This is a genomic window from Kribbella sp. NBC_01505 (genome assembly GCF_045040285.1).
Classification (GTDB): domain Bacteria; phylum Actinomycetota; class Actinomycetes; order Propionibacteriales; family Kribbellaceae; genus Kribbella.
On the sequence record NZ_CP109425.1, the window covers coordinates 7,623,356 to 7,648,113 of the forward strand.

A 24,758-nucleotide genomic window follows, 5' to 3' on the forward strand; every position below is an offset into this window, starting at 1 on the left:
GCCGATCAAGGAGCGACCCGGGTGAGCGACGAGGCTCACCACGACGCGCACGGCAACAGCACCGCGGCCTGGACCGCGGTGGCCATCATCCTGGTGGGCTTCACCGTCGGTGCCATCGCGATGGTGCTCGGCCCGAACTGGCTGCTGTTCTGGATCTCGGTCGGGATCGTGGCGCTGGGTGCGCTGGCCGGCAAGGTGTTGCAGCTGCTGGGCTTCGGCGTCCCCGCCGACGACCACTGAAGGGCGGACAGACCATGACTGTGCTTGACGACATTCTCGCCGGGGTTCGCGAGGACCTCGCGGAGCGCCAGGCCCTAGTCAGCCTGGACGACCTCAAGCTGGAGGCGCAGCGCAAGCCCGACGCCAAGGACCCGATGCCGGTGTTCCGCGGCGACGGGATCGCGGTGATCGCCGAGGTGAAGCGGTCCAGCCCGTCCAAGGGTGAGCTGGCCGAGATCACCGACCCGGCGGCCCTGTCCGGCGAGTACGAGGCCGGCGGCGCGTCCGCGATCTCCGTGCTGACCGAACAGCGCCGGTTCAACGGCAGCCTGGACGATCTGCGCGCGGTCCGCGGCCGGGTCGACGTACCGGTGCTCTGCAAGGACTTCATCGTCTCGTCGTACCAGCTCTGGGAGGCCCGCGCGGCCGGCGCCGACATGGCGCTGCTGATTGTCGCGGCGCTGGAGCAGGAGGCGCTGGTCTCGCTGATCGAGCGCGCCCACTCCATCGGCCTGTGCCCGCTGGTCGAGGTCCACGACGAGGAGGAGACGCGGCGTGCGGTGGACGCCGGCGCCCAGCTCATCGGCGTGAACAACCGGAACCTGAAGACCCTCGAGGTCGACCGGGACACGTTCGCGCGGGTCGCGCCGACGATCCCGACCGAGCTGGTCCGGGTGGCGGAGTCCGGTGTCCGGGGCCCGCATGATGTAATCGAGTTCGCGCGCGCCGGGGCCGATGTCGTCCTCGTCGGTGAAACTCTGGTGACCGGCCGCGATCCCCGTGCCTCGGTCGCCGACCTCGTCGCCGCCGGATCGCACCCAGCCATCCAGCAGCGGCACTAGCCCTTCCCTGCCGGTCCAAACGGCACGGGACAGCATCTCTCCCGTGCCCTGGGCCGGGATTGGAAGGTTTGTCGGATGAGTACTGTGCTGCCCGACCAGCTCGGGCACTTCGGCCGTTTCGGCGGCAGGTTCATGCCGGAGGCGCTGATCGCGCCCCTCGACGAGCTCACGCAGGCCTGGCAGGGCGCCATGGCCGACCCGGTGTTCACCGGTGAGTTCGACCGGATGCTGCGCGAGTGGGCCGGCGTCCCGAGCCTCCTGTACGACGCGACCCGGCTGTCCGAGGTGGCCGGGGCGCGCATCCTGCTCAAGCGCGAGGACCTCAACCACACCGGTGCGCACAAGGTCCGCAACGCGCTCGGCCAGGCGTTGCTGACCAAGCGGATGGGCAAGCCGCGAGTGATCGCCGAGACCGGCGCCGGCCAGCACGGCGTCGCGACCGCGACCGCCTGCGCCTACCTGGATCTCGAGTGCGTGGTCTACATGGGCGAGGTCGACACCCAGCGCCAGGCCTTGAACGTGGCCCGGATGAAGCTGCTCGGCGCCGAGGTCATCCCGGTGACGAGCGGCAGCCGGACGCTGAAGGACGCCATCAACGAGGCGCTGCGCGACTGGGTCGCCAGCGTCGACAAGACCCACTACCTGCTCGGTACGGCGGCCGGCGCGCACCCGTTCCCCGCGATGGTGCGCGACTTCGTCCGGGGGATCGGTGACGAGGCTCGGGCCCAGTCGCTCGAACTGCTCGGCAAGCTCCCCGACGCGGCGGTCGCCGCGGTCGGCGGTGGTTCGAACGCGATCGGCCTGTTCGCCGCGTTCATCCCCGACGCGGACGTGAAGCTGTACGGCATCGAGCCCGGCGGTGACGGCTTCGAGACCGGTCGGCACGCAGCCACGATCACGGCCGGACAGGTCGGCGTACTGCATGGTGCGCGGTCGTTCCTGCTGCAGGACGAAGACGGTCAGACGATCGAGTCGCACTCGATCTCGGCCGGGCTGGACTACCCCGGCGTCGGCCCCGAGCACTCGTGGCTCGCGGAGACGAAGCGGGCGACGTACCGGCCGGTGACGGATGCCGACGCGATGGAGGCCTTCAAGCTGCTGTCGCGGACCGAAGGCATCATCCCGGCGATCGAGTCGGCGCACGCCGTCGCGGGTGCGCTGGAGATCGCGAAGGAGCTCGGCCCGGACGCCACCATCCTGGTGAACCTGTCCGGTCGCGGCGACAAGGACATGGACACGGCCAGCACGTGGTTCGGGCTGATCGATGGGGAGGCCGGTCATGAGTGAAGTAGTTGCCCTGGGCAAGGCCGGAACCGCGATCCGGAAGGCCAACGGCGAAGGCCGCGCCGGCCTGGTCGGGTACCTGCCGGCGGGTTACCCGTCGTACGACGGCGGCGTGGACGCGATCAAGGCGCTGGTCGACGGTGGTTGCGACGTGCTCGAGATCGGCCTGCCGTACAGCGATCCGGTGATGGACGGCCCGGCGATCCAGCGGGCCGCCGAGGCCGCGCTGGCCGGTGGCTTCCGGGTGAAGGACCTGCTCCGCACGGTCGAGGCTGTCGCGGCGTACACCGATGTCCCGGTGCTCGTGATGACGTATTGGAATCCGATCGAGCGGTACGGCGTGGACCAGTGGGCCGCGGACTTCGCCGGTGTCGGGGGAGCGGGTCTCATCACGCCCGACCTGATTCCCGAAGAAGGCGCGGAGTGGATCGCGGCCGCGGACAAGCACGAGCTGGACAAGGTGTTCCTGGTCGCGCCGTCCTCGACCGACGCGCGGATCCGTTCGACCACGGCTGCCTGCCGCGGGTTCGTGTACGCGACCGCGGTGATGGGCGTGACCGGCATCCGGTCGGCGGCCTCGGATCTGGCTGAGCCGTTGGTGGCCCGGACCAAGGCCACGACCGACCTACCGATCGGGGTCGGGATCGGCGTCTCGAACGCGGAGCAGGCGGCGGCGATCGGCGCCTTCACCGATGCGGTCATCGTCGGCTCGGCCTTCGTGAAGCGGTTGCTCGACGGCGAAGGCCCGGCCGGTGTGCGCTCGCTCACGGAGAGCCTGGCCGAAGGCGTCCGCCGGGAACCGTCAGCGGCGGCCGGACGTTGAACCTGCCGTGAGTCGAACCAGGAACGCGGCGCTTCTGCTGACCGTGGGGGCTCTCCTTGCCCTCACGGGCTGCAGTGGCGGCAAGGCAGAGAAACCCGACAACCCCGGCGGCGCGATCATCCGCACCAGCCAGGACCCGAACGGGATGCGGGGTGCCACCCTCGACCAGCCGTACAAGTTGCCGGCGGCCACGCTGACCGACACCGGCGGGAACCAGTTCAACCTGGTCACCTCGACCAAGAAGCCGGTCACGCTGATCTTCTTCGGGTACACGAACTGCCCGGACGTGTGTCCGACGGTGATGGCCGATGTGGCCTCGGCGCTGACCAAGCTGGACGAGTCGGTCCGCAAGCAGGTGCAGGTGCTGTTCATCACCACCGACCCGGCGCGTGACACCGGGCCGGTGATCCACAAGTACCTGGACCGGTTCGACCCGTCGTTCGTCGGCCTGACCGGCTCGCTGGAGTCGATCAAGAACATCGCCCAGGCCGTCGGCGTACCGGTCGAAGGGATGAAGAAGCTGCCCTCGGGCGGCTACGAGGTCGGTCACGGTGCGCAGGTGCTCGGCTTCGGCAAGAACGACCAGGCCACCGTGCTCTGGATGTCGAACGCCGCGATCGGCGACATGGCCCACGACTTCGGGAAGCTGGTAGAGGCGAACCAGTGAAACCTTGGGGGGCCTGGGTTTCACTGGGGGCACGCTTGATTCTCGGCGGCGTCATGCTCGTCGCCGGAGCACTGAAGGTCTCCGATCCGGAGACCGCCGCGCAGGCTGTCCGGGCCTACGAGATCCTTCCGGACGGCTTGGCCGACCCGGTCGGCTGGGGTCTGCCGTTCCTGGAGATCGCGATCGGATTGCTGTTGATCCTCGGTTTCGGTGTCCGGCACTCGGCCGCCGCCGCAGCTGTTTTCATGGTGGTGTTCATCGCCGCCGTGGGCTCGGCCTGGGCGCGGGGGCTGGCGATCGACTGCGGCTGCTTCGGCGGCGGCGGACGGGTCGATCCCGGCCAGACGAAGTACCTCGAGGAGATCTTGCGTGATGTCGGTCTGCTCGTGCTGGCGTTGTGGCTCTGCGTGAAGCCGGCCAGCAAGTTCGCCCTTGAATCCGATCAGGACCCCTCGACAGGAGCACCGTGAGCACCACCAATGTGAACCCGCTGCAGCAGCAGAAGAAGCGGGTCCCACCCGGCGTCGTCGTGGTGATCGTCCTGGTGCTGGCCCTCGCGGCCGGCGTCGGCTTCCAGTACCTGCGAGGTCACTCCAAGGTCGAGGCCGGCAACACGAACCAGACCGAGCCTGCGGTCATCACGGGTCCGGGGCAGTCCGGTCAGGGTGTCACGGTCGGCCAGGCCGGCGCGAAGGCGCAGATCGACCTGTACCTCGACTTCCGCTGCCCGCACTGCGCGGAGTTCGAGGAGATGACCGGATCGACGGTCGACAAACTCGTCCAGGACGGTACGGCGAAGCTGACGTACTGGCCGCTGGCCTTCGTGAACCCGGACGCCTCGCCCCGGCTGGCCAACGCCTTCGCCGCCGCGGCCGCCAACGGCAAGGCGCTGACCTACGCCGACGAGATGTACGGCGACTTCAGCAAGTCCTGGACGAACGACCAGCTGATCGAGCTCGGCAAGCAGCTCGGGATCGGCGACGCGAAGTTCCAGCAGGCGATCCAGACCAACAGCTACGGCGGCTGGGTCGAGTCGGTCGGCAAGGCCGCGGACAGCCGCGGCGTCACCGGCACCCCGACGGTCTTCGTCAACGGCAAGAAGCTGGAGACCAAGCAGCTCAGCCCGGAAGGCCTGCAGAAGGCCGTCGACGACGCAGTGAAGTCGGCGAGCTGACTTGTTGCCTCACGCACTGAGTCCCCATCGTGACCCTGGGTTCCTGGCCGCTGCCCGGGGCGGTCGAGTAGCGTTCCCGATGCCATGTCTAGTCTGATCCCCGCCGTGATCGTGCCGGCGTTCATTCCCAGTCCCAGCCAGGGTGTCTGGCATGTCCTCGGCCTGCCGATCCGTGCCTACGCGTTGTGCATCCTGGCCGGGATCTTCGCCGGCTACTGGCTGACCCGCCGTCGCTGGGTCGCCCGCGGCGGTTCGCCGACGGTGCTGTCCGACGTGATGTTCTGGGCGATCCCGTTCGGTCTGGTCGGCGCGCGGATCTACCACGTCGCCACCGACGCCGAGCTGTACTTCGGCGAGGGCAGGCACCCGATCGACGCGCTGAAGATCTGGCACGGCGGCCTCGGCATCTGGGGCGCGGTCGGCTTCGGCTGCCTCGGCGCCTACCTGGCCTGCCGCCGCGCGAAGGTCCCGTTCCTGGGCTTCCTCGACGCGGTCGCCCCCGGTATCGCGCTGGCCCAGATCTTCGGCCGCTTCGGCAACTACTTCAACCAGGAACTCTTCGGCAAGCCCACCACCCGCCCGTGGGGCCTCGAGATCGACCCGGCCCACCGCCCCGACGGCTTCGCCGACTTCGCCACCTTCCACCCCACCTTCCTGTACGAAGCGATCTGGAACCTGGGCGTGATGGCGCTGATCCTGCTCGCCGGCCGCCGCTTCACCCTCGGCCACGGCCGCGCCTTCTTCCTCTATGTCGCCGCCTACACCGCCGGCCGCGCATGGATCGAGAACATGCGCATCGACACCGTCAACCACTTCCTGGGCCTGCGCCTCAACGTCTGGACGTCGATCATCCTCTTCGTCCTGGCCGTAGCCGCCCTGATCATCAGCGCCCGAACCAAACCCGGCCAGGAAGACCTCTCCACCGGCCCCGCCGCCGGCGACCCCGCCGAAGCCAGCGACGCCGACACGCCGACCGACGCCGACGCGACCGATGCCGGTGACACGACGGATGCCGGTACGACGTCGCCCGCGACCGACGGACCGCCCGTGACCACGGAGCCGGCCCCCGCCGGGTCAACCGCGGGTGAAGCAACCACCGCCGGAGCAACCACCGCCGCGTCAACCGCAGGCGGAGCGACCCTCGTAGCCGAGTCCACCGAACCAGGTGCCGATGGAGCCCGCGGCGCCGAGCCCGAGCCCACGGATGCTGTTTCGGAGGCCGCCGCCGACCAGGCGAGCGGGGCCGGCTCCGACGAAGCAACCTCGGCCACGGTGAGCGGCGCTTCGGATTCGGCCTCCTCTGAGCTCGACTTGACGGGTGGGAGTGGGCCGGACGAGGCGACTTCGCCTAGTGCGGTGGCGGCGGGGGCTGAGGCGGTTGGGGTCGAGAACGCGGACCCGGCGAGCGACGTACCGGCTGCTGGTGGGGAGTTGACCAGCACGGAGGCCGGCAAGAACGAGGCTCGTGACTGAGAAGCAGGTCTCGGCTGAGCATCACGGCGACCACCGGCACCGTGATGTGAACGGCGGCTGGCTCCGGCCGGCCGTCTTCGGGGCGATGGACGGGCTCGTCTCGAACTTCGCGCTGATCGCCGGTATGGACGGCGGCACCCAGTCCGGCTCGAAGTTCATCGTCCTGGCCGGACTGGCAGGCCTCGCAGCAGGCGCCTTCTCGATGGCCGCCGGCGAGTACACCTCGGTCGCCTCCCAGCGCGAACTCGCCCGCGCCGAGATCGAGGTCGAGCGCCAGGAGATTGCCCGGCACCCCCTCGACGAGGAGATCGAACTCGCCGAGACCTACCGCGCCAAGGGTCTCGACCCCGACCTCGCCGACAAGGTCGCCAAGCAGTTCCACACCAATCCCGAGCAAGCGCTCGACGAGCACGTCCGCGAAGAGCTCGGCATCGACCCGAAAGACCTCCCGCGCCCGCTCATCGCCGCCGGATCGTCCTTCGTCTGCTTCGCCGTCGGAGCCTTCATCCCGCTCCTGCCGTACCTGCTCGGCGCGACCACCGTCGTACCGGCCCTGATCATGAGCCTCACCGCCTTGTTCGCAGCCGGCGCGGTCGTCAGCAGAGTCACCAGCCGCTCCTGGTGGTACTCCGGCCTCCGCCAACTGATCCTCGGCGGCGCGGCAGCGGCCCTCACCTACTTCGTCGGCTCCCTCGTCGGCCCCGGAATCGGCTGACCCCGGACCGCCCCCACTCACCAACTCCCGCCGGCCCGCCCACCCCACGCTCAGCATGACCCCGCCAACCCCGCCCACGCAGGGTTAGTGAGTGGCACAGGTCCGCCCCGAAGATCGTCGGTTAATGTCAGCGGGTGTTTCCCGCGAAGATCGACGAGCAGCCAGATACCTACCTGAAGAGCATCGGCGAGGTGTTCGCCGAGTTCGGCGAGCACACCCAGGACTCCGGCAACATCTCGTACGGCGTCACGATCGACGGCCACCGGTATTTCGTCAAAACCCCGGGCATCCCGGACGACCCCAAGCCGTTCGCCCCAGCGCCTCGCAGGCAGGAAGCGGTTCGCCGTTATGGTCGCTTGGCCGCGGAGATCGAGCACGACACGCTCCCGGCGTACCACGGCCTGATCGAAACCCCGTGGGGCCCGGCGCTCGTCTTCGACTGGCGCGAGGGTGACCACCTCGGCACCCACCTCGACCGCTTCCGCGCCCTGGCGGCCGAGGAGATCAGCGAAGCCCTCGACCAGTTGTACGACCTCCACGACGTGCTGACCTCGTCCGGCTGGATCGAAGGCGACTTCTACGACGGCGCCATGCTCTACGACTTCGACACCCAGCAGCTGACCGTGATGGACCTCGACGACTACCGCCCAGGTGTCTACCGCAACGACATGGGCCGCATGTTCGGCTCCACCCGCTTCATGGCCCCCGAACAGCTCACCCTGGACGCCGTCATCGACGACAGCACCACGGCGTTCGTGATGGCCCGGACGGCCCTGGTCCTGCTCGCCGACGGCACCCTCGACCGGTCGGCGTTCCGCGGCACCGACGCCCAGTACGCCGTACTCGAGCAAGCGACCACCACGCGCTTCGACAGCTTCCAAGCCTTTTACAGCGCCTGGCTCGAAGCCTCCTCGATGACATAAGCCAGCGTCTGCAGTCGCTCCAGGTGATCAGCGGGGGAGGGCTGCCCAAGCGACCACGCCGCCCGCGACACAGCCGTCAACGCGGCAGTCAGTACGGCGCCACGCCGTACGACGCCATCGACCGCCAGCAGGTCTTCCCCGTGATCCGGCAGCGCGACCACCAGATACCCAAGGTCGAAGCCAATCGGCCCGAGCCCGAACTGCTCCCAGTCGAGCGCGACTATGTTCTCCCCGTCCCACCCGCTCAGATTCCCCGGGTGGGCATCGCCATGCGTGGGAACTCGCGGCAGTGCGTCCAGTTCCGTGAGCACGGCCGCTCGCCGTTCCCAGAGACGCCACACCGCGTCGTCGACGCGGCCGCGCAACACCTCCCACCCACCTCGCGCCTCGACCGTCGCCATCCGATCCCGCAGAACGTCGCGCGCGCCCCACGCCGGTTCGTCGACCTCAGCCTCCGCGAACCGCCGAAGCGCAGCAGCAAGTCGCCCAGCATCCACCGAGGCAGGCTCGACGTACTCCGACAGCACCGTGATCCCGTCCGCATCCCGCCGTACGTCGACATACCGCGGCGACCGCAGTCCCGGCGTACCGGCCACGATCCCGGTCTCGGCGACCAGGGCCTGCCGCTCCCAGTAGGCGTGATGCCGGGGCGCGGTCACGCCGGGGACGAGACGTTTGGCGACCAGGCCGTCCGGGGTGAGCCAGACGCCGCCGTTGGACTGGCCGGTGCCGGATTCGAGCGCTGTCATCCCCCAGATTTAACCCGATGGTGTCACGATGGGTAGACGAAGTAGTGAGCGCTTGCTTACAAGGCGTGACTGTTGAGTGTGAACGACGTTCTGGCGGTGGAATGTCTGTCCACCTGTCGGTCGTCATGAGGTAGTCTCGGGACACCCGGCTTGGGCCAATGTTGTCCCGCGGCCAGTTGTTGACCGTAGGACGACGGGAGCCCCTGAATGTTTGGTCGTGCCCCCAAAGGAATCCAGCACCGTCCGAGTGAGGGTCTGTACGACGGACGCCACGAGCACGATGCGTGTGGTGTCGCTTTCGTCGCGACCCTGACTGGAATTCCCAGCCACGACATCGTGGCGAAGGCTTTGACCGCCCTGCGCAACCTCGAGCACCGTGGTGCCTCCGGCGCGGAACCGGACTCCGGCGATGGCGCCGGCATCCTGATCCAGGTCCCGGACGCGTACTACCGCAAGGTGTGCGACTTCGAGCTGCCGGTCGCGCGTGCGTACGCGACCGGGATCGCGTTCCTCCCGTCCGATCCGGACGACGCCGCGAAGGCGATCGCAAGGATCGAGGAGCTCGCGGCCGAGGAGAAGCTGACCGTGCTGGGCTGGCGCGACGTGCCGACCACGCCGGAGCTGCTCGGCAACACGGCGCGATCGGTGATGCCGACCTTCAAGCAACTGTTCGTGGCCGCGCGGGCCGGCCGGGTGCTGGGTCTCGCGCTGGAGCGGATGGCGTTCCGGCTGCGGAAGCGGGCCGAGAAGGACACCGAGACGTACTTCCCGTCGCTGTCCGGCCGGACCATCACCTACAAGGGGATGCTGACCACCGACCAGCTGGACAAGTTCTTCCCCGAGCTGACCGACCCCGACCTCGCCTCGGCGATCGGCGTCGTGCACAGCCGGTTCTCCACCAACACGTTCCCGTCCTGGCCGCTGGCCCACCCGTACCGGTACATCGCCCACAACGGTGAGATCAACACCGTCCAGGGCAACCGGAACTGGATGCGCGCCCGCGAGGCCCTGCTCGCCAGCGACCTGATCCCGGGCGACCTCGAGCAGCTCTACCCGATCTGTACGCCGGGTGCTTCGGACTCGGCGTCGTTCGACGAGGTGCTGGAGTTGCTGCACCTCGGCGGCCGCTCGCTGCCGCACGCGATGCTGATGATGATCCCGGAGGCGTGGGAGAACGCCGCCACGATGGATCCGAAGCAGCGTGCGTTCTACGAGTTCCACTCCACCGTGATGGAGCCCTGGGACGGGCCGGCCTCGGTCGTCTTCTCGGACGGCTCCAAGGTCGGCGCGGTCCTGGACCGCAACGGCCTGCGCCCCTCGCGCTACTGGGTGACCGAGGACGGCCTCGTCGTCCTGGCTTCCGAGGCCGGTGTCCTGGACATCGACCCGGCGACCGTGATCGAGAAGGGCCGGCTCGAGCCGGGCCGGATCTTCCTCGTCGACGTCGAGGCGCACCGGATCGTCACCGACGCCGAGGTGAAGAACGCGCTCGCCGACGAGAACCCGTACGACGAATGGCTGCACGGCGGGCTGATCCGTTTCGAGGACCTGCACGAGCGTGAGCACGTCGTGCACAGCCACGCGTCGGTGACGCGCCGCCAGCAGGTCTTCGGGTACACCGAGGAAGAGCTGCGGATCATCCTCACCCCGATGGCCCGGGCCGGCACCGAGCCGATCGGCTCGATGGGCACGGACACGCCGATGGCGATGCTGAGCGACCGGTCGCGGCCGCTGTTCGACTACTTCGCGCAGCTGTTCGCCCAGGTCACCAACCCGCCGCTGGACGCGATCCGCGAGGAGCTCGTCACCTCGCTGTCGTCGAGCCTCGGACCGGAGTCCAATCTGCTGAACCCAGGCCCGTCGTCGTGCCGCCAGGTGGTGCTCCCGTTCCCGGTGATCACCAACGACGAGCTCGCCAAGATCCGGCACATCAACCTCGACGGCGATATGCCGGGCCTGGCCACCACGGTCCTGCGCGGCGTGTACGACGTCGAGGGTGGCGGCGAGGCGCTGAAGACCCGCCTGGACGAGATCTGCGCCGAGGCCGACGCGGCGATCCGGGAGGGCGCGCGCATCGTCGTACTGTCCGACCGGCACTCGAACGCCGACAGCGCGCCGATCCCGTCGCTGTTGCTGACCGCCGCGGTGCACCACCACCTGGTTCGCGAGAAGACCCGCACCCAGGTCGGTCTGGTCGTCGAGGCCGGTGACGTCCGCGAGGTCCACCACGTCGCGCTCCTGATGGGGTACGGCGCGGCCGGCATCAACCCGTACCTCGCGCTGGAGTCGGTCGAGGACCTCTGCCGTCGCGGCACGTACCTGCCGGGCATCGAGCCCGACCAGGCCGTCCGCAACGTGGTGAAGTCGCTCGGCAAGGGCGTGCTCAAGGTGATGTCGAAGATGGGTGTGTCGACGGTCGCGTCGTACACGGGTGCCCAGATCTTCGAGGCCAACGGCCTGTCGCCGGAGCTCGTCGAGCAGTACTTCACCGGTACGTCGTCCAAGCTCGGCGGGATCGGCCTGGCCGAGATCGCCGAGGACGTCCGCCAGCGGCACCTGCGCGCCTACCCGGCCGACGGGATCCTGACCGCGCACCGCAAGCTCGAGGTCGGCGGCGAGTACCAGTGGCGGCGTGAGGGTGAGCCGCACCTGTTCGACCCCGAGACCGTGTTCCGGTTGCAGCACAGCACCCGCAGCGGGCGGTACGACATCTTCAAGCAGTACACGGCCCGCGTGGACGAGCAGTCCGAGCGGCTGATGACGCTGCGCGGCCTCTTCGCCTTCAAGGATCAGAACAGCGCGGAAGGCCGCGAGCCGATCTCGATCGACGAGGTCGAGCCGGTCAGCGAGATCGTCAAGCGGTTCTCCACCGGCGCGATGAGCTACGGCTCGATCAGCGCCGAGGCGCACACGACACTCGCGATCGCGATGAACCAGCTCGGCGCCAAGTCGAACACCGGCGAAGGTGGCGAGGACTCCGAGCGTCTGCACGATCCGGCCCGGCGCAGCTCGATCAAGCAGGTCGCCTCGGGACGGTTCGGGGTCACGTCGGAGTACCTGACGAACTCCGACGACATCCAGATCAAGATGGCGCAGGGCGCCAAGCCCGGTGAGGGTGGTCAGCTCCCCGGTAACAAGGTCTACCCGTGGGTCGCGAGCACCCGCCACTCGACGCCTGGCGTCGGGCTGATCTCGCCGCCGCCGCACCACGACATCTACTCGATCGAGGATCTCGCCCAGCTGATCCACGACCTGAAGAACGCCAACCCGCAGGCCCGCATCCACGTGAAGCTGGTCTCCGAGGTCGGCGTCGGCACGATCGCCGCAGGCGTGTCCAAGGCGCACGCGGACGTCGTACTGATCTCTGGGCACGACGGTGGCACCGGCGCGGCGCCACTGACCTCGCTCAAGCACGCCGGTGGTCCGTGGGAGCTCGGTCTGGCCGAGACCCAGCAGACGCTGCTGCTCAACGGCCTGCGCGACCGGATCGTCGTACAGACCGACGGTCAGCTGAAGACCGGTCGGGACGTCGTGATCGCGGCTCTGCTGGGTGCGGAGGAGTTCGGGTTCGCCAGCGCACCGCTGGTGGTGTCGGGCTGCATCATGATGCGCGTCTGCCACCTGGACACCTGCCCGGTCGGCGTCGCGACCCAGAACCCGGTACTGCGGGAGCGCTTCTCGGGCAAGCCGGAGTTCGTGGTGAACTTCTTCGAGTTCATCGCCGAGGAGGTCCGCGAGTACCTGGCGGAGCTCGGTTTCCGGACCCTCGAGGAGGCGGTCGGTCACGCCGAGGTGCTGGACATCAAGCGCGCGGTCGACCACTGGAAGGCCGACGGCCTCGACCTGACGCCGATCCTGCACGTGCCGTCGCTGCCGGAAGGCGCGTCGCGGCACCAGGTGATCACCCAGGACCACGGCCTCGACAAGGCCCTCGACAACGAGCTGATCCGGATCTGCCGGCCGGCGATCGAGAACGGCGAACCGGTCCGGGCCCAGCTCGCGATCCGCAACGTCAACCGGACCGTCGGCACCATGCTCGGCCACGAGATCACCAAGCGGTACCGCGCGGCCGGGCTGGCCGACGGCACCATCGACCTCACCTTCACCGGATCGGCCGGGAACTCGTTCGCCGCCTTCGTCCCGCGCGGGGTCACCCTGCGCCTCGAAGGCGACGCCAACGACTACGTCGGCAAGGGACTGTCCGGCGGCCGCGTGGTCATCCGCCCGGACCGGCATGCCCGGTTCGACGCGGCCGACCAGATCATCGCCGGCAACGTCATCGCGTACGGCGCGACGTCCGGCGAACTGTTCATCAACGGTGGCGCCGGGCAACGGTTCTGTGTGCGGAACTCCGGAGCCACCGCGGTCGTCGAAGCGGTCGGCGACCACGCCTGCGAATACATGACCGGTGGGCGCGTCGTCGTACTGGGCGCCGTCGGACGGAACTTCGCAGCGGGCATGTCGGGCGGCGTGGCCCATGTGCTCGACCTGGACCGCGCGTTGGTGAACAAGGAGCTGGTCGACCTGCTCCCGCTCACCGAGGCCGAGTCCGACCTGTTGCAGGACCTGGTCCGGCGTCATCACGAGGAGACCGGTTCGGAGCGGGCAGCCAAGCTGCTCAGCGACTGGCTGGCGGCAGGTTCGCGGTTTACAACAGTGATGCCCCGCGACTACGCCCGGGTGCTGGCAGCCAAGGCGGCTGCCGAGCGCGACGGGCTGGACGAGGACGCCACCACGCGAGCGATGATGGAGGCCATCTGATGGCTGACCCCAAGGGTTTTCTCACCACTGGTCGTGAGGTCGCCGAGCGGCGTCCGGTCACCGAGCGGTTGCAGGACTGGAAAGAGGTCTACCCCGGTGGACCCGGCAAGGCGCTGCTGCCGATCATCACCAAGCAGGCCGGCCGCTGCATGGACTGCGGGATCCCGTTCTGCCACAGCGGCTGCCCGCTGGGCAACCTGATCCCGGAGTGGAACGACCTGGTCTGGCGTGACGACTGGTCCTCGGCGATCGAGCGGCTGCACGCCACGAACAACTTCCCCGAGTTCACCGGGCGGCTCTGCCCGGCACCGTGCGAGACCTCGTGCGTACTCGGCATCAACCAGGACCCGGTCACGATCAAGAACGTCGAGGTCGCGATCATCGACAAGGCCTGGGAGACCGGGCACGTCCGGCCGCAGCCGCCCGAATGGCTGACCGGGAAGACGATCGCTGTGGTCGGTTCCGGCCCGGCCGGTCTGTCCGTCGCGCAGCAGCTGACACGCGCCGGCCACACGGTCGCGGTCTACGAGCGCGCCGAGGCACCGGGCGGGTTGCTCCGGTTCGGCATTCCTGAGTTCAAGATGGAGAAGGAACAGGTCGACCGCCGGATCCAGCAGATGAAGGAAGAGGGCACGGTCTTCCGCTCCGGCGTCAACGTCGGCGTGGACGTCACGGGCACCCAACTCAAGCAGCGGTACGACGCCGTCGTGATCGCGACCGGTGCCACCGCGGCCCGCGATCTGCCGGTACCGGGTCGTGAGTTCGGCGGCATCCACCAGGCGATGGAGTTCCTGCCGCAGGCCAACCGGGTCGCCCTCGGCCAGACGATCGAGGACCAGATCGTTGCCACTGGCAAGGACGTCGTGATCATCGGCGGCGGTGACACCGGGGCCGACTGCCTCGGTACCGCGCACCGGCAGGGCGCGCGTTCGGTCACCCAGCTCGAGATCATGCCCCGGCCCGGCGACGATCGGCCGGCCGGTCAGCCGTGGCCGACGTACCCGATGATCTACCGGGTCGCCTCGGCGCACGAGGAGGGCGGCGACCGCGTGTACGCCGTCTCCACGGTGAACTTCGAGGCCGATGCCGACGGCAACGTGTCCGGGCTGAACCTGGTCGAGGTGAAGTTCGAGGGCGGCAGGTTCAACCCCGTCGAAGGCTCCGAGCGGACCATCCCGACGCAGCTCGTGCTGCTCGCGATGGGCTTCCTCGGACCGGAGCGCGAAGGCTTCCTCGAGCAGCTCGGCGTCGAGCTCGACGAGCGCGGCAACGTCAAACGGGACAAGAGCTACCACACCTCGGTCGAAGGCGTCTTCGCCTGCGGCGACGCCGGCCGCGGCCAGTCCCTGATCGTCTGGGCCATCGCCGAAGGCCGCTCCTGCGCCAACGGCGTAGACACCCACCTGACGGGTTCCTCCACCCTCCACACCCCCATCCCCCCCACAGCCCGCCCCCTGGCGGTCTAACGCCGTACCCGCCGCATCTTTGGGCCCCCACCAACCACTTTCCCGCGCGAAATCTGGTTGGTGGCCACCCAAAGTCGCGTCTCGCGCCCAAAGAGCAGCCCGCTTCTCTTTGGGCGCATCGGTCGACTTTGGGACTCCACCAACCACTTTTCGCTCGCCGAAGTGGTTGGTGGCTACCCAAAGTCGCGTCTCGCGCCCAAAGTCGGGCCTCGCGCCCAAAGTCGGGCCTCGCGCCCAAAGAGCAGCCCGCTTCTCTTTGGGCGCATCGGTCAACTTTGGGACTCCACCAACCACCTTTCGCTCGCCGAAGTGGTTGGTGGCTACCCAAAGTCGGGCCTCGCGCCCAAAGTCGGGCCTCGCGCCCAAAGAGCAGCGCGCTTCTCTTTGGGCGCATCGGTCGACTTTGGGACTCCACCAACCACTTTTCGCTCGCCGAAGTGGTCGGTGGGTACTCAAAGTTGCGGCTCGTGCGCAAAGAGCGGTGGGCTGCTCTTTGGGCGGGCTGGTACGGCGGGGGTGGGAGCGGCCGGTGGGATTGGGGGGCCGGGGAGTTGGTCCGTGCTCGAGGTGGTGTTGCTCGATAGGTTGGTGCTGTGGGTCGGCGGTTGGTGACGAGGCAGCGGGTCCGGGCGGTGGCGCCTTGGGCCGGGCTGGTGGTGCTTTGGGCGGCTACCGCGCTGGTGGTCGGGGCGCTGGGGTTCGCCAACGACTCCGAGCGGGTCACCATCGGGGCTCACGCGGCGACCATCTCACCGACGTTCGACGGGCATGCGACGCTCGATCTGGGCGCGGTGCTGCCGCGGCTGCGGATCGCTACCGAGACGCCGGGCGGGATCGGGGTGAACGTCGACGTCCAGGAGACCGACGCCGACAACCTCACCGAGCTGCTCAACCGCGACGCCCTGATCGCCTCGCAACCCGACGGTGAGATCGCCCGGATCCAGCAGGTCATCCAGGAGATGGCAGTCGACAACTTGGTCGCCGGTGCCGGTTCCGGGCTGCTGGTGGTCGTGGTGGTCACGACGCTGTGGACGTCCCTCGGCCGTCGGCGGCGCCGCGAGTTGTGGGACCTCGTGCACCGGCACGAACGGCGGTTCGAGCACCGGGCGGTCGTCGTACTGGTCGCGATGCTGATCACGATCGCGTCCATCTTCGGACCAGGACGGATGCGTACGGCGGAGGTCGCGCCGACCGAATGGCGGCCACTGTCCGCGCTCCTGCCGCAACTGTCGCTCGATCCGCGGCTGAAGCGCGTCGAGGTCGCGTCCGGGTTCTCCACCACCGGCGGGATCGGGGTGATCAAGACCGCGGTCGAGACGTACGAGCGGTCCACCGCGTTCTACGGGCGGCTGCGCGACCAGGTCGACAAGGTCGGCGGGCGGATCCACCAGGCGACCGAGAACGAGACCGTCGCGCTGCTGGTCTCGGACCGGCACGACAACATCGGGATGGACCCGGTCGCGGGCGAGGTCGCGAAGGTGGCCGGCGCGAAGGTGCTGATCGACGCCGGGGACGACTCGTCGTCCGGACAGTCGTGGGAGGTGTTCAGCATCCACTCGCTGCGGCAGCACTTCAAGGACCTCAAGGTGGTCGCGGTGGCCGGCAACCACGACGCCGGCGGCCACATCGAGGACGCGATGCGGAAGAACGGCTTCACCGTCCTCGACAGCAAGCCGGTCGAGGTCGAGGGGATCCGGTTCCTCGGCGACAGCGACCCGACCAAGACCGGCCTCGGCAGCGCGGACAGCCCCGGCGACGAGACGATCGCCGAGCAGTCCAAGCGGCTCGCCGACGTCGCCTGCGAGCAGCCCGACGACAAGCGGATCTCGACGATGGTCGTCCACGACCCGTCCTCGTTCGCCGACACGGCCGCCCGGGGCTGCGCGACCCTGCTGCTGTCCGGACATCTGCACCGGCAGGTCGGCCCCGAGACGAAGGTCGTCGAGGATCGCCCGGTGACGACGTACACGAACGGCACGACCGGGGGAGCGGCGTACGCGTTCGCGCTCGGCTACACGCTGCGGCGGCCGGGGGAGATGACGCTCGTCACCTATACCGACGGGAAGCCGATCGGCCTGCAGACCGTCACCGCCGGGCTGGCCGGCGAGATCACCGTCGGGCCCTACACCCCCTTGCCTTCCTGACCTTTCAGGCTTTGCGGCGGCTCGTCACGAGGTGTTAACCCACCAGTAATGGGGGTGGACCAGCAGCACAGTGGTCTTGTAGGAGTAGGGTTTTGTGACGTGCGTCGCGCAAAAATCGTTTGTACGCTCGGCCCGGCTACTGCCGCCCCCGAGCGCATCCTGGAACTCGTCCAAGCCGGTATGGACGTGGCTCGTCTCAACCTGAGCCACGGTGCCCATGCCGAGCACGAGCGGATCTATCAGCGGATCCGCACCGCCGCCGCGGAGACCGGCAAGAACGTCGGCATCCTCGTCGACCTGCAGGGTCCCAAGATCCGGCTGGCCGAGTTCGCCGAGGGCAAGGTCACGCTGACCTACGGCGAGCGCTTCACCATCACCACCCGGGAGGTGCCCGGTGACGTCACGATCTGCGGTACGACGTACGACGGCCTGCCCGGCGACGTGAAGCCCGGTGACCAGCTGCTCATCGACGACGGCCGGATCGGGCTCGTCGCCGAGGAGGTGACCGCGACCGACGTGATCTGCCGCGTCACCGTCGGCGGGCCGGTCTCGAACCACAAGGGCATCAACCTGCCCGGCGTCGCGGTGAGCGTGCCGGCGATGTCGGAGAAGGACGTCGAGGACCTGCGGTGGGCGCTGCACCTGCCCGCCGACATGATCGCGCTGTCCTTCGTCCGGGACGCCGCCGACATCTCCCTGGTGCACAAGATCATGGACGAGGAGGGGCTGCGGCTCCCGGTCATCGCCAAGATCGAGAAGCCCCAGGCGGTCGCCAACCTCGACGAGATCATCGAGGCCTTCGACGGCTTCATGGTCGCCCGCGGTGACCTCGGCGTCGAGCTCCCGCTCGAAGAGGTGCCGCTGGTCCAGAAGCTGATCATCGACCAGGCCCGGCTGAACGCGAAGCCGGTGATCGTCGCCACCCAGATGCTGGAGTCGATGATCTCCGCCCCGCGCCCGACCCGGGCCGAGGCCTCCGACGTCGCCAATGCCGTCCTCGACGGCGCCGACGCGGTGATGCTGTCCGGTGAGACCAGCGTCGGCCGGTTCCCGATCGAGACCGTCAATACGATGGCCCGGATCGTCGAGTCGACCGAGAAGCACGGTCTGTCGCGGATCAAGGAGATGGAGTGGGAGCCGCGCACCAAGGGCGGTGTCATCGCCCGCGCCGCGGCCGACGTGGCCGAGCGCCTCGACGCCAAGCTCCTGGTCGCCTTCACCCAGTCCGGTGACACGGCCCTGCGCCTGGCCCGCTACCGCACGGAGATCCCGGTGCTGGCCTTCACGCCGGTGCCGTCGGTCAGCTCGTGGCTGAGCGTCGTCTGGGGTATCGAGACCCACATCGTGCCCACGGTCGACCACACCGACGAGATGGTTCGCCAGGTCGACCAGCGCCTGCTGGAGCTGGGCAAGCTGAAGAAGGGCGACCTGGTCGTCATCGTCGCCGGCTCCCCGCCGTCGATCCCGGGCTCCACCAACGCGCTCCGGGTACACCGGATCGGCGATGCCATCGAGGGCATCGCACCGGCGTACCGGACGCCCAACCCGTAAGACAACCTGCAGCGAGGCGGACAGCTCATCAGCTGTCCGCCTCGTTTCTTATTGGTCGACGGTGGTTGGTGTGGTCGTGCCGTAGTGCTTGGCGTAGCCGTTCTCCACGCCGACCAGGATCTCGACGATGTCGAAGTAGTGATCCCAGAACGGGGTCTCGCGGAGCGCCTCGACGACCAGCTGGAAGGACTCGTGGTCGCGGGCCTCCCAGACCCAGATGTCGGTGACCCGGGCGGAGTAGAACTCGGTGTCGTAGAAGCGTGAGCGGACGTTGCTCACCCGGTCGCGCACGGTGGGCAGCACGGCGGTTTCGAAGGCGGTGATGCGTTCGGGGACGGTCAGGTCCAGCCATTCCCGGCGGGTCTTGACCAGGATGAACGCCGTCAGACCGGCTTCGAAGGTCGTTTCGGACATGGGGTGGTCTCCGGTCAGTTGGTGTAGGCGCCGCTGAGGATGTCGTCGATCAGGCCGGGTCCGGTCGGCTTCCAGCCGAGCAGGTCGCGGGTGAGGTCGGACTTGGCGGTCATCGTGGCGGCGAAGAAGTGGCCGACGATCCCGAAGTGTTCGCCGGCGTCGGCCGGGTCGATCGAGGTGACCGGCAGATTCAGCGCCGTACCGAGTGCTTCGGCGATCTCCTTGGTGGTGATGCTCTCCTCGGCGACGGCGTGCAGGCGTGATCCGGGTGGCGCTTGTTCGATCGCCAGCCGGATGAGCTGGGCCGCGTCGCTGCGGTGGACGGCTGACCAGGTGGTCGAACCGTCGCCGATGTAGCCGGATACGCCTTGCTTGCGGGCGGCGTCGGCGAGGAAGGTGACGAAGCCCCAGTCCCCGCGCCCGTGGACGGAGGGGGCGAATCGAACGACAGCCGACCGCACTCGCCGTACGGCGGAGTCCAGCGCGAGGTTCTCGCTCCCGCCTCGGTCGGATTCGGGGCCGACGGCCGGGGAGGGGTCGGTCTCGAGCACCGAACGGCCCTCGAGGATGCCGGACAACCCGTTGGCGATGACGAACGGACGATCGGTGCCGGCCAGGGCGTCGAGCATGGTCTCGACCGCGGCGCGCTCGGCCCGGTCGGACTCCGCGGGGTTGCCCCAGTCGTGCTTGTTGGCCAGGTGGACGACGGCGTCCGAGTCGGCGACGCCGGCGCGCAGGGAGTCGAGGTCGTCGAGATCACCTCGATGGGCCTCAGCACCCTTCGCGGCGACCGCCGCGGCTGAACTGTCCGAGCGGACCAAGCCAACCACCTCGTGGCCGGCGGTGAGCAGCTCGTCGACGGTGGCGGAACCGATCCAGCCCGATGCTCCAGTAACGAAGACACGCATGTCGTGTCCCTCTCTTCCTATTTCGGTGCACTGTGTCCAGTAATCTAGCAATATCGAGTCACGGTGTCCAGGTATAGTGCTGGCATGGACACGGAGCACGGCAAGGTCGGCCGCCCCCGCAGCGAACGCGCCCGAGAAGCCGTCCTGCACGCCGTCGACGACCTGCTCGTCGAGACCGGCTACGCGGCGATGACGATGAAAGGCATCGCCGAACGCGCCGGCGTCTCCCGTCAGACCGTCTACCGCTGGTGGTCGACCAAGGCCGAGATCCTGCTCGAAGCCAGCGCCGCCGACGCCGAGGGCGAGCTCGCCGTAGCCCCCACCGGCGACGCCCTGGGCGACCTGACCGCCTACCTGGAAGCCCTCGTCAACTTCCTCGCCAACTCCCCGGCAGGCGCCGCCTACCGAGCCCTCCTGGGCGAAGCCCAGCACGACCCCGAAGTGGCCAAACTCCTAGCCACCAAAGACGTCCTGGGCGACAGCGCCCGCCAGGTCCTCACCCAAGCCCTCCCACCCAACAGCACGCCCCACACCCTGGAGCTCGCCACCACCCGCCTGATCGGCCCCGTCTTCTTCACCCTCATGACCGCCCGAGACCCCGCCCACCTCAACCCAACAGACCTGGCCCGAACCTTCCTCGCCACCCGCGAAAGCTGAGGCCTCGGCCCCTCGTGCAGTGCTCCGGCATCGATCGGAGAGTCGATTTTCGGAACCGCAGATCGAGCGGCTACAGTACTCTTGCAGGATCCTGCCGGGTTGGCGGAACGGCATACGCGATGGTCTCAAACACCATTGCCCGCAAGGGCTTGTGGGTTCGAATCCCACACTCGGCACCATCGGATCTCTTCGTAGATCTGCCAAGAGCTGAGCCCACCGATGGTGGGCTCAGCTCTTCTGTTTGCGCGGATCCCGAGTGCCGATTTTGTCGGTGCCCTTCGAGAGCATGTGGCATGGGGCACATCAGGTCGCAGGAGACGGTTGATTCCGCGTTGCGGATGGCGGAGAACGGCATCAGTGATCGGGTGAACGCCGAGATACACGGTGTTGCACTGAAGACGATCAAGCGGTGGCGCCGACACTATGTCGAACTTGGGCTGCCACGGGGGACTGGGTTTCAGCCGACGCCTTGCCCGCGGTGTGACGGGGCCGAGCTGGATGAGGAGGCATACGCGTTGCTCTTGGGGTGGTATCTGGGGGACGGGTCCATCGCCAAGGCCCGGCGAGGTGTGTTCACGTTGCAGATCGCCAACGACGCCCGGTACATGGATCTCAATCGGGAGATCGCCGAGACGATCATCCGGGTGAAGCCGACTGCGAGTCCGGTTCCGCGGCGCAGACCAGGTGCGGTGATGACGGAGGCTCGGTGGAAGCACTGGCCGTGCTTGTTTCCGCAGCATGGACCGGGACGGAAGCACTTACGGAAGATCGAATTGGTGGACTGGCAGTTGGAGATCGTTGCCAAGTACCCCGAGCAGCTGTTGAGAGGGCTGTTCCACTCGGACGGGAGCCGGTTCGTCAACTGGACGAGCAAGGCCGACGGGCGACGGTACTACTACATCCGGTACTGGTTCTCGAACGAGTCCGAGGACATCCGGAAGATCCTTACCAACACGTTGGACGTGCTCGGTATTCCGTGGCGGCAGCCGCGGGTGAACGGGATCGCGGTGAGTCGGCGGGAGGGGGTGGAGAGGCTCGACACGTTTGTGGGGGCGAAGTCGTGACGGCGGGGTCGATACAGTGTGGGGCGTGACTGCTAAGCGTGTGGTGATCGCTGAGGACGAGGCGTTGATCCGGATGGATCTGGCCGAGATGCTGGCCGAGGAGGGGTACGACGTCGTCGGGCAGGCGGGGGACGGCGAGGAGGCCATTCGGCTGGCTGTGGAGCATCGGCCGGATCTGGTGATCCTGGACGTGAAGATGCCGAAGCTGGACGGGCTGAGCGCGGCGGAGAAGATCGCGGGGGAGCGGATCGCGCCGGTGCTGATGCTGACGGCGTTCTCGCAGCGCGAGCTGGTGGAGCGGGCGCGGGACGCGGGCGCGATGGCGTATCTGGTGAAGCCGTTCTCGAAGGCGGACCTGTTGCCGGCGATCGAGATCGCGGCGTCGCGGTACGTCGAGCTCGCGGAGCTGGAGCGTGAGGTCGCGGACCTGGCGGAGCGGCTGGAGACCCGGAAGCTGGTGGACCGGGCGAAGTCGGTGCTGCAGACGAAGTTCGGGCTGTCGGAGCCGGATTCGTTCCGGTGGATCCAGAAGACCGCGATGGACAAGCGGGTGTCGATGCGCCAGGTGGCCGAGCTCGTCGTCGACGAGGCAGGCTCCTAGACACCGAAGGCAGCGGGACGGCAGGCAGACGGCAGGACGCCCTTCCAGACTGTGACCAGTTGCTCAACGCAACGTAGTCACAGTCATCGGGAGGGCTTTCTCATGATCAAGAAAATCGCCGTCGGAATCGCTGCTGTAGGCGCCGTTGTGGCCGCTGCGGCCACCGCGCTGCCGGCCCACGCCGAGAACGGCGAGGCGAAGAAGGCCGGGCAGGTCATCAGCCTGCGCGACAACGGGTACGGCGGCTGCCAGAAGCCGGGCAGCACCTGGGGTGTCAACGGCGCGCTGGCCGTGCTGACGATCACGGACAAGGTCACCTGGCCGGAGAAGCAGACGATTCGGGTCTCCTCGAGCGACAGCGACGCGGTGAACACCGGCTGCCTGAACGGCTACCCGTACAGCGGCGGCACCAAGCGTCTGCAGAGCACCTGGACCGTCAACGGCCAGGGCATCCAGACCTGCACCATCGGCATGGGTGGCGGGTGCACCGTGTCCGACACCCGGGTCTCCGACGGGTACGACACCGGAACCAAGGCGAACAACGACGGCACCTACTCGATCTCGTCGGGCGGTGGCAGCGTCTCGGCCAAGGGAACCGCCGGTGGCCGGATCAACAACTACACCCACGCGTCGAGCGCCACGTTCGCGGCCGCGAGCAAGGTGACGATCGGCAAGGCCAGCAACTACGCCTACCGCAGCTTCTGATCACTCGAGGGGTGCGGCTTCCGGCCGCACCCCTCTCAGGTCGTGGAGGGTTCTCATGAGGCGCAAACACCTGGTGCCGGCGGTTGCCGGTCTCCTGCTCGTCGCCGGTTGCGGTGGACCGGCCGGACAGACCGCAGTGAGCGAGCCGCCTTCGCAGCTCGCTGCCTGGCGCGCGACAACCGGTACGACGGTCAGCCGGCTTCTCGTCAAGCAGGGGGACGGTGCCGTCATCGGGCAGCCTTCGGGCCTACCCAGTACGACGGACACGTTCGCCGCCGCGATCACGTTGCAGCTGGCCGATCGGCCCGGGGTCACCGTCGATGCGCCGTGGGGCAAGAACGGCCTGGTGGACAAAGAAGGTGCGGATTCGCTCTTCGTCACCTGGCTGGCCGCGCGGGCGTCGACCAGCAAGCTGCCGCGTGAGACGGTCGAGCGAGCCGTGCAGCAGCGGATGGCCGGCCTGAGCAAGGACCTGGCCAAGGGCAGCCTCGAGGCAGCTGGCGCGTACCTGTCAGGTGGCGATCTACTGCGGCTTCTGAAGCTGGCCGTACCCGCACCCCTGCCGGTTCCTGGGGCCTGCGCCCAAGCGACCAAAGCTCTCGCCGAGCAAGACCTGATCGCGGCATCGACCTGGTCCGAGCTGGCGGCGGCACGCCAGCCGTGCGCGGCCAAGACGGTCGACGCCCTGGCCGCGCTGGCCAAGACTCGCCTCGCCGCCCGGGACGGAGACATCGGCCCGTACACGGCAGCCGAGCTCTGGGCGGGCCAGCGGGCGCTGGTCCTCGCGAAGCAGAGCCCCGTCGTACCGGCTGTTTGTCCGGCGCTCTTGTCCGAGAAGCGGAGCATCCGGGTCAGCCGGGACACCATGACGTACCTCGCTTGTGCGGACGCGGTGACTTCGACAGGCGCCAGACCAGCGCTGTCGGACGATGTCGCCGGCTGGATGCGGCTCGTTGTCGAGACCGACGGCAAGCTGGCGGAGCAGCAGACGCTGGACGGCATGGGCAAGCTCTACGAGACGCAGACACTCCGTGCGCTCGGATTCTCGTCGGATGTTCTGACGGCCGTCCGAACGAATCGAGCCACGGATAGTGCCGGCAGCGTCGAGGGTGATGCGTTGCGCGCCTTCACCGAGGGCCGCCTGCCAGCTCCGGAGCTACCGAAGCAGGCGAGTGAGGCAGCCGTCCTGCTGGCGTCCGCGAGCGTGCTCGGTGGCGCGAAGTGCCCGGCCACCGCGCCCCGCGACTTCACGGCCAAGAAGGCCGGGGCCGGGTCGGATTCCGATGCCCTCTTCCGGGAGGCAGTGGCTGCCAAGGCGCTGGAGCGGTGTGGTGGCGACAGCGCGGCCTGGGCGGCCTCGGTGCTGAAGCGGCTGCCGGCGGCTGAAGGGGCCTTGGGCAACGATTTGATCGGTTGGTGGAAGGCCGAGGAGGCGCGCTGCGTACTGGGCGTGCGTCCGAGCCTCACCGAGCAGAGCGCGCTGCGGCTGCTGCCGGACTACTCGCTCGGCAATCCGAAGTTCGACCTGTCGCTCGACACCCTGTACGCCGCGGTTCGGCTGAGCGAGATCGCGGACAGTGGGTGTGCACGGCCGTTCTGGGACGTCAGCAAGGGCTAG

At 68.4% G+C, this 24,758-nt stretch carries 22 protein-coding genes and 1 tRNA gene; 20 read left to right on the top strand and 3 right to left on the bottom strand.

Annotated elements, in window-relative coordinates; translation table 11 throughout:
- The first annotated feature begins 21 nt into the window (after positions 1-21).
- From OG474_RS35820 to OG474_RS35865, 10 genes are all read left to right on the top strand, one after another.
- The gene (locus OG474_RS35820) at positions 22-240 is read left to right on the top strand and encodes an HGxxPAAW family protein (RefSeq protein WP_405058071.1); all 219 of its coding nucleotides are present in this window, start codon (positions 22-24) and stop codon (positions 238-240) included.
- 14 nt (positions 241-254) lie between these two features.
- Positions 255-1,061, top strand: a complete 807-nt coding sequence (gene trpC / locus OG474_RS35825) for an indole-3-glycerol phosphate synthase TrpC (protein WP_405058072.1) — start codon at positions 255-257, stop codon at positions 1,059-1,061.
- A gap of 75 nt (positions 1,062-1,136) precedes the next feature.
- Complete coding sequence (trpB, locus tag OG474_RS35830; RefSeq protein ID WP_405058073.1) at positions 1,137-2,348, top strand: tryptophan synthase subunit beta; 1,212 nt, start codon at positions 1,137-1,139, stop codon at positions 2,346-2,348.
- A complete protein-coding gene (gene trpA, locus OG474_RS35835) occupies positions 2,341-3,168 on the top strand; it encodes a tryptophan synthase subunit alpha (protein WP_405058074.1) in 828 nt (275 codons plus the stop codon). The genes trpB and trpA overlap by 8 nt, the downstream gene beginning before the upstream one ends.
- A gap of 7 nt (positions 3,169-3,175) precedes the next feature.
- On the top strand, positions 3,176-3,835 hold the full coding sequence (locus tag OG474_RS35840) for an SCO family protein (RefSeq protein ID WP_405058075.1): 660 nt from the start codon (positions 3,176-3,178) through the stop codon (positions 3,833-3,835).
- Positions 3,832-4,305 carry a DoxX family protein gene (locus tag OG474_RS35845; RefSeq protein WP_405058076.1) on the top strand — a complete coding sequence of 158 codons (474 nt, stop codon included), beginning with the start codon at positions 3,832-3,834 and terminating at the stop codon, positions 4,303-4,305. The genes OG474_RS35840 and OG474_RS35845 overlap by 4 nt, the downstream gene beginning before the upstream one ends.
- Positions 4,302-5,009: a DsbA family protein gene (locus tag OG474_RS35850; RefSeq protein ID WP_405058077.1), complete on the top strand. Its 708-nt coding sequence runs from the start codon at positions 4,302-4,304 to the stop codon at positions 5,007-5,009. Before OG474_RS35845 ends, OG474_RS35850 begins: the two co-directional genes overlap by 4 nt.
- Positions 5,010-5,093: 84 nt before the next feature.
- Entirely contained in the window at positions 5,094-6,482 is a 1,389-nt protein-coding gene (lgt, locus tag OG474_RS35855) for a prolipoprotein diacylglyceryl transferase (protein ID WP_405058078.1), read from the top strand.
- Complete coding sequence (locus OG474_RS35860) at positions 6,475-7,197, top strand: VIT1/CCC1 transporter family protein (protein ID WP_405058079.1); 723 nt, start codon at positions 6,475-6,477, stop codon at positions 7,195-7,197. Before lgt ends, OG474_RS35860 begins: the two co-directional genes overlap by 8 nt.
- Before the next feature lie 134 nt (positions 7,198-7,331).
- On the top strand, positions 7,332-8,120 hold the full coding sequence (locus OG474_RS35865) for a hypothetical protein (RefSeq protein ID WP_405058080.1): 789 nt from the start codon (positions 7,332-7,334) through the stop codon (positions 8,118-8,120).
- Here OG474_RS35865 and OG474_RS35870 read toward each other — a convergent pair.
- On the bottom strand, positions 8,084-8,869 hold the full coding sequence (locus tag OG474_RS35870; RefSeq protein ID WP_405058081.1) for an aminoglycoside phosphotransferase family protein: 786 nt from the start codon (positions 8,867-8,869) through the stop codon (positions 8,084-8,086). The genes OG474_RS35865 and OG474_RS35870 overlap by 37 nt on opposite strands.
- A 207-nt stretch (positions 8,870-9,076) precedes the next feature.
- Here OG474_RS35870 and gltB point away from each other — a divergent pair, with 207 nt between their 5' ends.
- The 4 genes from gltB (at position 9,077) to pyk (ending at position 18,791) form a co-directional block, all read left to right on the top strand.
- Positions 9,077-13,630, top strand: coding sequence for a glutamate synthase large subunit (gene gltB / locus OG474_RS35875; RefSeq protein WP_405058082.1), 4,554 nt, complete (start codon positions 9,077-9,079; stop codon positions 13,628-13,630).
- On the top strand, positions 13,630-15,096 hold the full coding sequence (locus OG474_RS35880; protein WP_405058083.1) for a glutamate synthase subunit beta: 1,467 nt from the start codon (positions 13,630-13,632) through the stop codon (positions 15,094-15,096). Before gltB ends, OG474_RS35880 begins: the two co-directional genes overlap by 1 nt.
- A 608-nt stretch (positions 15,097-15,704) precedes the next feature.
- Complete coding sequence (locus OG474_RS35885; protein ID WP_405058084.1) at positions 15,705-17,240, top strand: metallophosphoesterase; 1,536 nt, start codon at positions 15,705-15,707, stop codon at positions 17,238-17,240.
- Positions 17,241-17,339: 99 nt separating this feature from the next.
- The gene (gene pyk, locus OG474_RS35890) at positions 17,340-18,791 is read left to right on the top strand and encodes a pyruvate kinase (RefSeq protein ID WP_405058085.1); all 1,452 of its coding nucleotides are present in this window, start codon (positions 17,340-17,342) and stop codon (positions 18,789-18,791) included.
- Between the two features lie 48 nt (positions 18,792-18,839).
- Here the strand turns inward: pyk and OG474_RS35895 are convergent, their stop codons facing one another.
- Positions 18,840-19,205 carry a darcynin family protein gene (locus tag OG474_RS35895; protein ID WP_405058086.1) on the bottom strand — a complete coding sequence of 122 codons (366 nt, stop codon included), beginning with the start codon at positions 19,203-19,205 and terminating at the stop codon, positions 18,840-18,842.
- Between the two features lie 14 nt (positions 19,206-19,219).
- Positions 19,220-20,113, bottom strand: a complete 894-nt coding sequence (locus tag OG474_RS35900) for an SDR family oxidoreductase (RefSeq protein WP_405058087.1) — start codon at positions 20,111-20,113, stop codon at positions 19,220-19,222.
- A gap of 84 nt (positions 20,114-20,197) precedes the next feature.
- Here OG474_RS35900 and OG474_RS35905 point away from each other — a divergent pair, with 84 nt between their 5' ends.
- From OG474_RS35905 to OG474_RS35930, 6 genes are all read left to right on the top strand, one after another.
- Positions 20,198-20,770: a TetR/AcrR family transcriptional regulator gene (locus tag OG474_RS35905; RefSeq protein ID WP_405058088.1), complete on the top strand. Its 573-nt coding sequence runs from the start codon at positions 20,198-20,200 to the stop codon at positions 20,768-20,770.
- Between the two features lie 93 nt (positions 20,771-20,863).
- Positions 20,864-20,949 (top strand) — tRNA-Leu (locus tag OG474_RS35910).
- 114 nt (positions 20,950-21,063) lie between these two features.
- Entirely contained in the window at positions 21,064-21,834 is a 771-nt protein-coding gene (locus OG474_RS35915; protein ID WP_405058089.1) for a transcriptional regulator, read from the top strand.
- 16 nt (positions 21,835-21,850) lie between these two features.
- Positions 21,851-22,435 (top strand): ANTAR domain-containing response regulator, encoded by a 585-nt coding sequence (locus OG474_RS35920; RefSeq protein ID WP_405058090.1) that lies wholly within the window; start codon positions 21,851-21,853, stop codon positions 22,433-22,435.
- Between the two features lie 102 nt (positions 22,436-22,537).
- Complete coding sequence (locus OG474_RS35925; RefSeq protein ID WP_405058091.1) at positions 22,538-23,140, top strand: hypothetical protein; 603 nt, start codon at positions 22,538-22,540, stop codon at positions 23,138-23,140.
- A 55-nt stretch (positions 23,141-23,195) separates the two neighbouring features.
- Positions 23,196-24,758, top strand: coding sequence for a hypothetical protein (locus OG474_RS35930; RefSeq protein WP_405058092.1), 1,563 nt, complete (start codon positions 23,196-23,198; stop codon positions 24,756-24,758).

What these genes read in the sequence shown, in the direction of transcription:
- trpC (WP_405058072.1), top strand. Translation starts at nt 255, where the DNA reads ATGACTGTGCTTGACGACATTCTCGCCGGGGTTCGCGAGGACCTCGCG.
- trpB (WP_405058073.1), top strand. Translation starts at nt 1,137, where the DNA reads ATGAGTACTGTGCTGCCCGACCAGCTCGGGCACTTCGGCCGTTTCGGC.
- trpA (WP_405058074.1), top strand. Translation starts at nt 2,341, where the DNA reads ATGAGTGAAGTAGTTGCCCTGGGCAAGGCCGGAACCGCGATCCGGAAG.
- lgt (WP_405058078.1), top strand. Translation starts at nt 5,094, where the DNA reads ATGTCTAGTCTGATCCCCGCCGTGATCGTGCCGGCGTTCATTCCCAGT.
- OG474_RS35870 (WP_405058081.1), bottom strand. Translation starts at nt 8,869, where the DNA reads ATGACAGCGCTCGAATCCGGCACCGGCCAGTCCAACGGCGGCGTCTGG.
- gltB (WP_405058082.1), top strand. Translation starts at nt 9,077, where the DNA reads ATGTTTGGTCGTGCCCCCAAAGGAATCCAGCACCGTCCGAGTGAGGGT.
- OG474_RS35880 (WP_405058083.1), top strand. Translation starts at nt 13,630, where the DNA reads ATGGCTGACCCCAAGGGTTTTCTCACCACTGGTCGTGAGGTCGCCGAG.
- OG474_RS35895 (WP_405058086.1), bottom strand. Translation starts at nt 19,205, where the DNA reads ATGTCCGAAACGACCTTCGAAGCCGGTCTGACGGCGTTCATCCTGGTC.
- OG474_RS35900 (WP_405058087.1), bottom strand. Translation starts at nt 20,113, where the DNA reads ATGCGTGTCTTCGTTACTGGAGCATCGGGCTGGATCGGTTCCGCCACC.
- OG474_RS35905 (WP_405058088.1), top strand. Translation starts at nt 20,198, where the DNA reads ATGGACACGGAGCACGGCAAGGTCGGCCGCCCCCGCAGCGAACGCGCC.
- OG474_RS35915 (WP_405058089.1), top strand. Translation starts at nt 21,064, where the DNA reads ATGGGGCACATCAGGTCGCAGGAGACGGTTGATTCCGCGTTGCGGATG.
- OG474_RS35925 (WP_405058091.1), top strand. Translation starts at nt 22,538, where the DNA reads ATGATCAAGAAAATCGCCGTCGGAATCGCTGCTGTAGGCGCCGTTGTG.
- OG474_RS35930 (WP_405058092.1), top strand. Translation starts at nt 23,196, where the DNA reads ATGAGGCGCAAACACCTGGTGCCGGCGGTTGCCGGTCTCCTGCTCGTC.